This window comes from Pseudomonas soli (genome assembly GCF_900110655.1).
Lineage (GTDB): Bacteria > Pseudomonadota > Gammaproteobacteria > Pseudomonadales > Pseudomonadaceae > Aquipseudomonas > Aquipseudomonas soli.
In genome coordinates this window covers 238657-248473 of the sequence record NZ_FOEQ01000002.1, presented here as the reverse complement: position 1 = coordinate 248473, position 9817 = coordinate 238657, and the positions used below count along the sequence as shown (strand labels likewise).

General features: G+C 65.6%; 6 protein-coding genes. 3 read left to right on the top strand and 3 right to left on the bottom strand.

The window, feature by feature from the left end; genetic code table 11:
* Positions 1 to 96: 96 nt before the first annotated feature.
* Together BMY03_RS05740 and BMY03_RS26310 are read right to left on the bottom strand one after the other, a co-directional pair.
* A complete protein-coding gene (locus tag BMY03_RS05740; protein ID WP_094010504.1) occupies positions 97 to 363 on the bottom strand; it encodes an acyl carrier protein in 267 nt (88 codons plus the stop codon).
* A 161-nt stretch (positions 364 to 524) separates the two neighbouring features.
* Positions 525 to 686 carry a hypothetical protein gene (locus tag BMY03_RS26310; protein WP_167388392.1) on the bottom strand — a complete coding sequence of 54 codons (162 nt, stop codon included), beginning with the start codon at positions 684 to 686 and terminating at the stop codon, positions 525 to 527.
* Positions 687 to 824: 138 nt separating this feature from the next.
* Here BMY03_RS26310 and BMY03_RS05735 point away from each other — a divergent pair, with 138 nt between their 5' ends.
* The 3 genes from BMY03_RS05735 to glgB are packed head-to-tail and all read left to right on the top strand — an operon-like array spanning position 825 to position 8420.
* The gene (locus BMY03_RS05735) at positions 825 to 2843 is read left to right on the top strand and encodes an alpha-1,4-glucan--maltose-1-phosphate maltosyltransferase (protein WP_094010503.1); all 2019 of its coding nucleotides are present in this window, start codon (positions 825 to 827) and stop codon (positions 2841 to 2843) included.
* Between the two features lie 48 nt (positions 2844 to 2891).
* Positions 2892 to 6209 carry a maltose alpha-D-glucosyltransferase gene (treS, locus tag BMY03_RS05730; protein ID WP_094010502.1) on the top strand — a complete coding sequence of 1106 codons (3318 nt, stop codon included), beginning with the start codon at positions 2892 to 2894 and terminating at the stop codon, positions 6207 to 6209.
* Entirely contained in the window at positions 6210 to 8420 is a 2211-nt protein-coding gene (gene glgB, locus BMY03_RS05725) for a 1,4-alpha-glucan branching protein GlgB (RefSeq protein WP_094010501.1), read from the top strand.
* 100 nt (positions 8421 to 8520) lie between these two features.
* Here glgB and BMY03_RS05720 read toward each other — a convergent pair whose 3' ends face one another.
* The gene (locus BMY03_RS05720) at positions 8521 to 9597 is read right to left on the bottom strand and encodes an autotransporter domain-containing protein (protein WP_094010500.1); all 1077 of its coding nucleotides are present in this window, start codon (positions 9595 to 9597) and stop codon (positions 8521 to 8523) included.
* Positions 9598 to 9817: the final 220 nt, after the last annotated feature.

The following is a 9817-nucleotide window of genomic DNA, read 5'->3' as shown; positions in this document are numbered from 1 at the left end:
GCGTTTTGCTCCATGCGTAAGGGTCTTGAAGTTACTTTTTAAAATGTGCCGTCAGCGCCCACAACTGGCAGAAATGCCAGGTACGGCAGGAGCAATTCAGCTGGTCGATGGGGCTTTGCCCTGGGGCGGCAGCAAGCGGTACACCAGCTCCACCAGCTCGGCAAAGGTGGTGTAGGTGCGAATTGGCTGGGGAATGAGGATGTTGAACGTCTCTTCGACGATAGCCTGCAGTTCGACCACGTCGAAGCTGTCGGCGCCCAGTTCGTCCAGGGCGGCGCCGGGGCGGATGTTGTGCAGGCTCTGTTCCAGGAAGCAGGCGAGGAGCCATTGCAGGTGGAAGGCGATGTAGAGGCGTGAGCGCATGCCAGAGGATCGTCAGAGGGTGAGGCCTCTCTGTACGTGGCTTTGCGGGCAGGTGCTACTGGTAGAAATGCCAGGTGCGGTTTCGTCAGCTTTGTGCTGTCAGTGCCGGCCCCGCGACAGGGCCGGCCCAGGTGGTCAGATTTCCGCGGCCTTGTCTATCCTCAAGCTTTCACCGGCGGCTCCTGGCTCGGCGGGTCGCCTACGGTTGGCGGCACGGTCGGCTTGATCGGCAGCTCGTCCGGGTCCTCCTCGGGCACCGGCGGCGGCAAGGTCGGGTCGTCGATGTTCGGGTCGGGTGTCTCCGGTGGAATGGGAATGTTCATGGGCCTGGCCTCGCGTGATGAATGAAGGGGTGTCGCAGGCTTTGACCCGGGCCTGCGCCCTGCGCTCATTTTTTTTGAACCCTCGCGCTTGCGCACGGCTCTGAACCCTTACCGCCACCAGCCCAGGGAGCAAGGTCGATGTCTGGTAACGAGCCGTTCGAAAGCGTGCCGATGGCAGGTGATCACCCGGACCAGGCCATCAGCCTGTCCCAGGCCCTGCTGGCGCCGCGTATCGTGATCGAGGACGCAAGCCCGGTGCTCGACGGCGGCACCTTCGCCGCCAAGGCCGTGCGCGGTCACAAGGTCGAAGTGGGCGCCAAGGTCTACACCGACGGTCACGATCGCCTGGCCGTGACCCTGCACTGGCGCCAGGCCCACAGCCGGCGCTGGCACTGCGTGGCCATGCATTCGCCGGGCAACGACCTGTGGCTGGCCGACTTCACGCCTGCCGAGCTGGGCCTGCACCTGTTCAGCATCGAGGCCTGGATCGACCCCTGGGCCACCTATTGCCACGACCTGGAGAAGAAGTATGCCGCCGGCGTGGAGGTGAAGCTGGAGCTGGAGGAGGGCCGCCTGCTGCTGGGCAAGGGCATCGAACGCAGCGACGGCCTGCTGCGCGAGCAACTGGCGCAGTTGCAACAGCGCTTGCCTGGCTTGCCGGTGGATGAACAGGTGAAATTGTTGCTGCACCCCGACGCCGCACGCCTGATGGGGGAGGCGGAACATCGCAGCTACCTCACCCGCAGCCGCGAATTCCCGCTGGACGTCGACCGCGAGGCGGCCCAGTTCGCCAGCTGGTATGAGCTGTTCCCGCGCTCGGTCACCGACGACCCCGAGCGCCACGGTACCTTCGATGATGTGCACCAGCGCTTGCCGATGATCCGCGACATGGGCTTCGACGTGCTGTATTTCCCGCCGATCCACCCCATCGGCATGAAGCACCGCAAGGGCCGCAACAACGCCTTGCAGGCCGACCCCGGCGACCCCGGCAGCCCTTATGCCATCGGCAGCCCCGAAGGTGGGCACGATGCCATCCACCCGCAGCTGGGCAGCCGCGAGGACTTCCGCCGCCTGGTCGCCGCCGCCGCCGAGCACGGCCTGGAAATCGCCCTGGACTTCGCCATCCAGTGCTCCCAGGACCATCCCTGGCTGCAGGAGCACCCCGGCTGGTTCAGCTGGCGCCCTGACGGCACCATCCGCTACGCGGAAAACCCACCGAAGAAATACCAGGACATCGTCAACGTCGACTTCTATGCCCCCGAGGCGGTGCCCAGCCTTTGGCTGGCGCTGCGCGACGTGGTTGTCGGCTGGGTCGAGGAGGGGGTGAAGACGTTCCGCGTCGACAACCCGCACACCAAGCCGCTGCCGTTCTGGCAATGGCTGATCGCCAATGTGCGCAGCCAGCACCCCGAGGTGATCTTCCTCGCCGAAGCCTTCACACGCCCGGCGATGATGGCGCGCCTGGGCAAGGTCGGCTACGCGCAGAGCTATACCTACTTCACCTGGCGCAATACCAAGCAAGAGCTGCGCGAATACTTCGAGGAGCTCAACCAGCCGCCGTGGAGCCAGTGCTATCGACCCAATTTCTTCGTCAACACTCCGGACATCAACCCCTTCTTCCTGCAGACGTCCGGGCGAGCGGGCTTCCTGATCCGCGCTGCGCTGGCGACCATGGGTTCGGGATTGTGGGGCATGTACTCGGGCTTCGAACTGTGCGAGGGCACGCCGCTGCCGGGCAAGGAGGAGTACCTGGACTCGGAGAAATACGAGATCCGCCCCCGGGACTTCACCCAGCCCGGCAACATCGTTGCCGAGATCGCCCAGCTCAACCGCATCCGTCGGCAGAACCGCGCCCTGCAGACCCATCTGGGGGTGGTGTTCCTCAATTGCTGGAACGACAACATTCTGTACTTCGCCAAGCGCACCCCCGAGCGCGACAACTTCATCCTCGTTGCCATCAGCCTCGACCCGCACAACGCCCAGGAGGCCAGCTTCGAGTTGCCGCTATGGGAGCTGGGGCTGGACGACAGCGCCGATACGCAAGGCGAGGACCTGATGAACGGCCAGCGCTGGACCTGGCATGGCAAGACCCAGTGGATGCGCATCGAGCCGTGGCACCAGCCGTTCGGTATCTGGCGCATCGAGAAATCGCGCTAGCCCCGCGATGGGCTTCAAGCTGAACCCTCGGACACAAAGGAGTCCCCAATGGCCAAGCGTTCCCGCCCGGCAGCCTTCATCGACGATCCGCTGTGGTACAAGGACGCGGTGATCTACCAACTGCACGTGAAATCGTTCTTCGATGCGAACAACGACGGCATCGGCGATTTCGCGGGCTTGATCGGCAAGCTCGACTATATCGCCGAACTGGGCGTCAACACCCTCTGGTTGCTGCCGTTCTACCCCTCGCCACGGCGCGACGACGGATACGACATTGCCGAGTACAAGGCCGTGCACCCGGACTACGGCAGCATGGCCGACGCCAGGCGCTTCATCGCCGAGGCGCACAAGCGCGGCCTGCGGGTGATCACCGAGCTGGTCATCAACCACACCTCCGACCAGCACCCCTGGTTCCAGCGCGCCCGGCATGCCAAGCCCGGCAGCAAGGCCCGGGACTTCTACGTGTGGTCGGACGATGACCAGAAGTACGACGGCACGCGGATCATCTTCCTCGATACCGAGAAGTCCAACTGGACCTGGGACCCGGTGGCCGGCCAGTACTTCTGGCACCGCTTCTACTCGCACCAGCCGGACCTCAACTTCGACAACCCGCAGGTGCTCAAGGCGGTGATCGGGGTGATGCGCTTCTGGCTCGATATCGGCGTTGACGGCCTGCGCCTGGACGCCATCCCCTACCTGATCGAGCGCGACGGCACCAACAACGAGAATCTCCCCGAGACCCATGTGGTGCTCAAGGCGATCCGCGCCGAAATCGACGCCAACTACCCCGACCGCATGCTCTTGGCCGAGGCCAACCAGTGGCCCGAGGACACCCGCCCGTACTTCGGCGAGGGCGATGGCGACGAATGCCACATGGCCTTCCACTTCCCGCTGATGCCGCGCATGTACATGGCCCTGGCCATGGAAGACCGCTTCCCGATCACCGACATCCTGCGCCAGACCCCGGAGATCCCGGCCAACTGCCAGTGGGCGATCTTCCTGCGCAACCATGATGAACTGACCCTGGAGATGGTCACCGACCGCGAGCGCGACTACCTGTGGAACTACTACGCCGAGGACCGCCGCGCCCGCATCAACCTGGGGATTCGCCGGCGCCTGGCGCCGCTGCTGCAACGCGACCGGCGGCGTATCGAGCTGCTCACCAGCCTGCTGCTGTCGATGCCCGGCACGCCGACGCTGTACTACGGTGACGAACTGGGCATGGGCGACAACATCTACCTGGGTGACCGCGATGGCGTGCGCACTCCCATGCAGTGGTCGCCGGACCGCAATGGAGGCTTTTCCCGCGCCGACCCGCAGCGCCTGGTGCTGCCGCCGATCATGGATCCGCTGTACGGCTACCAGACGATCAACGTCGAGGCCCAGGCCCACGACCCGCATTCGCTGCTCAACTGGAACCGGCGGCTGCTGGCGGTGCGCAAGCAGCAGAAGGCCTTCGGTCGCGGCAGCCTGAAGATGCTCACGCCGAGCAACCGGCGGGTGCTGGCCTATACCCGCGAATACACCGATGCCGAGGGCAACGTCGAGATCGTGCTGTGCGTGGCCAACGTCTCGCGGGCCGCCCAGGCCGCCGAGTTGGAGCTGTCGCAGTATGCCGACAAGGTGCCGGTGGAGATGCTAGGCGGCAGCGCCTTCCCGCCCATCGGCCAGCTGCCGTTCCTGCTGACGTTGCCGCCCTATGGCTTCTACTGGTTCCTGCTGGCCAGCCACGACCGCATGCCCAGCTGGCATATCCAGCCCAGCGAGGGGCTGCCCGAGCTGACCACCCTGGTGCTGCGCAAGCGCATGGAAGAACTGCTCGAGTCACCGGCGCGCGAGGCATTGCAGACCGCTATCCTGCCGCAGTATCTGCCCAAGCGGCGCTGGTTCGCCGGCAAGGAAGGGCCGATCGACCAAGTCCGCCTGCGCTATGGCGTGCGCATGGCCACCTCGGCGTTGCCGGTGCTGCTTGGCGAGCTGGAGGTGCACAGCGAAGGCGTGGTCACCCACTACCAGCTGCCCTTCGGCCTGTTGCCGGAGGAGCAGATCAATGCCGCGCTGCCGCAGCAGCTGGCGCTGTCGCGGGTACGCCGTGGCCGCCAGGTGGGGCTGATCACCGATGCCTTCGTGCTCGAACCCTTCATTCGCGCCGTGCTCCAGGGCTGCCAGGACGGCCTGCGGCTGGCCTGTGGCGATGGCCTGGGCGAGTTGCGCTTCCACAGCACCGAGCAGTTGGCCGCGCTGCAGCTCGATGAGCAGAGCGAGGTGCGCTACCTGAGCGCCGAGCAGTCCAACAGCTCGGTAGTGGTGGGCGGCAGCCTGGTGCTCAAATTGATTCGCCGGGTCAATCCGGGTATTCACCCGGAGCTGGAGATGAGCGCCTACCTGACCGCCGCCGGCTTTGCCAATATCTCACCGTTGCTGGCCTGGGTCAGTCGCGTGGACGACAGCGAGCAGTCGCACCTGCTGATGATCGCCCAAGGCTACCTGAGCAACCAGGGCGATGCCTGGGACTGGACGCAGAACACCCTGGAACGGGCGATCCGCGACCAGATGGAACCCGCCAGCACTGAGCAGGAGGCGCACACCGATGCCCTGGCCGAGCTGACCGGTTTTGCCGCCTTGCTCGGCCAGCGCCTGGGCGAGATGCACCTGCTGCTGGCCGCGCCGAGCGACGACGAAGCGTTCCGTTCACGCCCGAGCGACGCCCGCGACAGCGAGCGTTGGAGCCGCCAGATCAGTGCCGAGCTGAGCCATGCCCTCGACCTGCTCGCCCAACACCGTGACACCCTCGACAGTGACAGCCAGGCTCTGGTCGACGACCTGCAGCAACAGCGCGAAGGGCTGCAACAGCATGTCGACAATCTCGCGCGCCAAGCCCAGGGCGGGCTGCTGATGCGGGTGCACGGCGACCTGCACCTGGGCCAGGTACTGGTGGTACAGGGCGACGCCTACCTGATCGATTTCGAGGGCGAGCCGGCGCGGCCGCTGGACGAACGCCGGGCCAAACACAGCCCGTACAAGGATGTCAGCGGTGTGCTGCGATCCTTCGACTATGCTGCTGCGATGATCCTGCGCAGCGCCTCGGCGGTAGACCTCTCCGAGGCGGCGCGCCAGGCCCGGCAGCGGGTCGCCCGGCAGTACCTGCACCAGTCGCGCCATGCCTTCGTCGAAGCCTACGGGTTGGCCACCGCCGCCATGCCCCACGCCTGGCAGCAGGCCGAGGGCGAGCGCGCCGCGCTGGAGCTGTTTTGCCTGGAGAAGGCCGCCTACGAAATTACCTATGAAGCCGAGAACCGGCCAAGTTGGCTGGCCGTGCCTTTGCATGGCCTGCATGGATTGATCAGTACCTGGGGAGAGTCATAGATGAATGCAACCACGCGTGACAACGGCGGCCTTCGGCAACGGGACCTCGATGCCCTGGCCCGCGCCGAGCACGCCGACCCGTTCGCCGTACTCGGCCCGCACCCCGATGGTGCGGGCGGCCAGTTCATCCGGGCCTTCCTGCCCAGTGCCCTGAGCGTGCGCGTGCTGGCCCGCGACGACGGCCGGGTACTCGCCGAGATGCGCCAGGGTGGCGTGCCCGGCCTGTTCACCGCGCACCTGGACCAGGCTGGCCCGTATCTGCTGCAGATCGGCTGGGCCGGCGGCGAGCAGGTCACCGAGGACCCCTACAGCTTCGGCCCGCAGTTGGGCGAGATGGACATGTACCTGTTCGCCGAGGGCAACCACCGCGACCTGTCCGGGCGTTTCGGCGCCCAGCCGACCGAAGTGGATGGGGTTGCCGGGGTGTGCTTCTCGGTTTGGGCGCCGAATGCCCGACGGGTGTCGGTGGTGGGCGAATTCAACAACTGGGATGGTCGTCGCCACCCCATGCGCCTGCGCCATGGCGCCGGGGTGTGGGAGCTGTTCGTGCCGCGCCTCGGCGTGGGCGAGACCTACAAGTTCGAAGTGCTCGGCCAGGACGGCGTGCTGCCCCTCAAGGCCGACCCCCTGGCCCGCGCGACCGAACTGCCGCCGAGCACCGCCTCCAAGGTGGCCGGCGCCCTGGCCCACGAATGGCGCGATGGCCAGTGGCTGGAACACAGGGCCCAGCGCCACGCCTACAGCGCGCCGCTGTCGATCTACGAGCTGCACGCCGGCTCCTGGCGCTGCGAGCTGGACGACGCCGGCGAGGTCGCGCGCTACTACAACTGGCGTGAACTGGCCGAGCGCCTGGTGCCTTACGTGCAGGAACTGGGCTTTACCCATATCGAGCTGATGCCGATCATGGAGCACCCCTTCGGCGGCTCCTGGGGCTACCAGCCGCTGTCGCTGTTCGCCCCGACCTCGCGCTACGGCAGCGCCGAGGACTTCGCCTTCTTCATCGACGCCTGCCACCAGGGCGGCATCGGCGTGATCCTCGACTGGGTGCCGGCGCATTTCCCCACCGACGAGCATGGCCTGGCGCGCTTCGACGGCACCGCCTTGTACGAATACGACAACCCGTTGGAAGGTTTCCACCAGGACTGGAACACGCTGATCTACAACCTCGGGCGCAACGAGGTGCGCGGTTTCATGCTGGCCTCGGCGCTGCACTGGCTCAAGCACTTCCACATTGATGGCCTGCGCGTGGACGCGGTGGCTTCGATGCTTTACCGCGACTATTCGCGCAAGGCCGGCGAATGGGTGCCCAACCGCCATGGCGGGCGCGAGAACCTCGAGGCCATCGACTTCGTCCGCCACCTCAACAGCGTCGCCGCCCATGAGGCGCCGGGCGCGCTGATCATCGCCGAGGAGTCCACCGCCTGGCCTGGGGTCAGCCAGCCGGTGCAGCAGGGCGGGCTGGGCTTTGCCTACAAGTGGAACATGGGCTGGATGCATGACACCCTGCATTACATCCAGAACGACCCAATCCACCGCACCTACCACCACAACGAGATGAGCTTCGGGCTGATCTATGCCTACTCCGAGCATTTCATCCTGCCGATCTCCCACGACGAAGTGGTGCATGGCAAACATTCGCTGATTGACAAGATGCCCGGCGACCGCTGGCAGAAGTTCGCCAACCTGCGCGCCTACCTGGCTTTCATGTGGATGCATCCAGGTAAGAAGCTGCTGTTCATGGGCTGCGAGTTCGGTCAGTGGCGCGAATGGAACCACGACCAGCAACTGGACTGGTACCTGCTGCAGTATCCCGAGCATCAGGGCGTGCAGAAGCTGGTGGCCGACCTCAACCGCCTGTACCGCGACCTGCCCGCGCTGCACGAGCAGGACTGCCAGCCCCAGGGCTTCCAGTGGCTGATCGGCGACGATGCGCACAACAGCGTGTATGCCTGGTTGCGCTGGAGCAGCCAGGGCGAACCGTTGCTGGTGGTGGCCAACTTCACCCCGGTGCCGCGCGAGGGCTACCGCATCGGCGTGCCGTTCGGCGAGCACTGGGTGGAACTGCTCAACAGCGATGCCGAACTGTATGCAGGGTCGAACGTGGGCAATCTCGGGGCGGTGGTCGCCGATGAGGTCGCCAGCCATGGCCAGCCATTGTCGCTGGCGCTGAACCTGCCGCCGCTGGGGGTATTGGTGATGAAACCGGCCTGAGGCGGGGGCTGTACCGACGCTATCGCGGGGCAAGCCCGCTCCCACGCCTTTACCTAGCCCTCGGCGTGGGAGCGGGCTTGCCCCGCAATGGGTTACCCGGCTACCAGCGCATCCGCACTCCAAGGCTGCCGATCAGCCCATTGAGGTCATTGTCATCCACATCGGAGCTGTAGTCGGCGCTGACGAACAGCGCCACGCTCGGCGTTACCCGGGCTACCAGACCCAACCCCAGTTCAACCGTCGCGGCGCTGCGCGAGCTGGAGATCTTGTCCACCTGATCCAGCTTTACCGGGTCAGCGTTGCTGAAGTCATACCAGACGTTGGTACGCACATAGGGTTCGATGGGCATGCCACGCACCTCGTAACGCGCCGACAGCTTGGCGCCGACCCGGCCACTCCAGCTGGGCTGGCTGTCGAATGCCTGCAAGGTCTCTTCCTGCACCTGGCTGCCAGGGAAAAACTGCTGGTTGATCAACTGTGCCTGAGGCTCGATCACCCAGCCCGCGCCCAGGCCAATGGGATAGCCACCCTCTACTGAGAAAGTCATCGCGTGGCCGCTGTCGTCCAGGCGCTGGCCCGCCTGGGAGCGGCCATTGACGTCGATGCGCGTGCCCATCGCCACGGCGTCCACGTGCCAACCCTGCGCGTGGGTCATGCTCCAGTACACGCCCAGGCTCTCGCCGCTGAGGTTGACCGCGTCACGCTGTTTGTCGCCGAGCAGCGGGCGCATGCCGTTGAAACTGCTCTGCAGGTTGTTGTGGCCGACGAAGATGCCGGCGCGGTGGACGTTGCCGGCGCTGGTTTCACGCACGAACAAGTCCGGGCCGATCATCATCTGCTGGCTCGGCGCTTCCACTTGCGCCGGCGGCTGGGCACCTGGGCGCGGCCCGCCGGGAAAGAACTGCGCCCACTGGCTGGCGATGTGGTTGCTGTCAAGCTGGCCGTGGCGTTCACCCATGCGCTCGGAAAAGGCGCTGAGCATACCCTGGCTCAGGCCGCCAGCGCTGACCGGGTCGAGCGATAATCGCGGCACCTCCGGTTGCGCCAGGTAGGGGGCGAAGGGCTCGCCCTCCTGCAGTTCGAAGGCGAAGGTTTCCACCGGGGTTGCCAGGAGCAGCGACGTGGAAACCGCACAGAAAAAAGCGTCGAAGCGCGAGGGATTCGAGGTGCTTTTCATGGCGGATCTCCTGTTGACGTGTGAATTGAACAGCCCGATACCTGGCCTGATGTCACGAGCTGTACGACAAGAACAGGGGCGACCCAAACCAGCGCGCCAGCTTCTTGGAACGCGCACGAGGGCGCGAGCTAGAGGCCCGGCACGAGATTTTCCATCTGGTGATTACTGTTCAGCTAAGGAGAGGACGGCGGTTGCGTCAAGAAAGCGTGAAATAATCGAG

Excerpts from the sequence above, each read along its gene's own strand:
- BMY03_RS05740 (WP_094010504.1), bottom strand. The coding sequence starts at position 363 with ATGCGCTCACGCCTCTACATCGCCTTCCACCTGCAATGGCTCCTCGCC.
- BMY03_RS26310 (WP_167388392.1), bottom strand. The coding sequence starts at position 686 with ATGAACATTCCCATTCCACCGGAGACACCCGACCCGAACATCGACGAC.
- BMY03_RS05735 (WP_094010503.1), top strand. The coding sequence starts at position 825 with ATGTCTGGTAACGAGCCGTTCGAAAGCGTGCCGATGGCAGGTGATCAC.
- treS (WP_094010502.1), top strand. The coding sequence starts at position 2,892 with ATGGCCAAGCGTTCCCGCCCGGCAGCCTTCATCGACGATCCGCTGTGG.
- glgB (WP_094010501.1), top strand. The coding sequence starts at position 6,210 with ATGAATGCAACCACGCGTGACAACGGCGGCCTTCGGCAACGGGACCTC.
- BMY03_RS05720 (WP_094010500.1), bottom strand. The coding sequence starts at position 9,597 with ATGAAAAGCACCTCGAATCCCTCGCGCTTCGACGCTTTTTTCTGTGCG.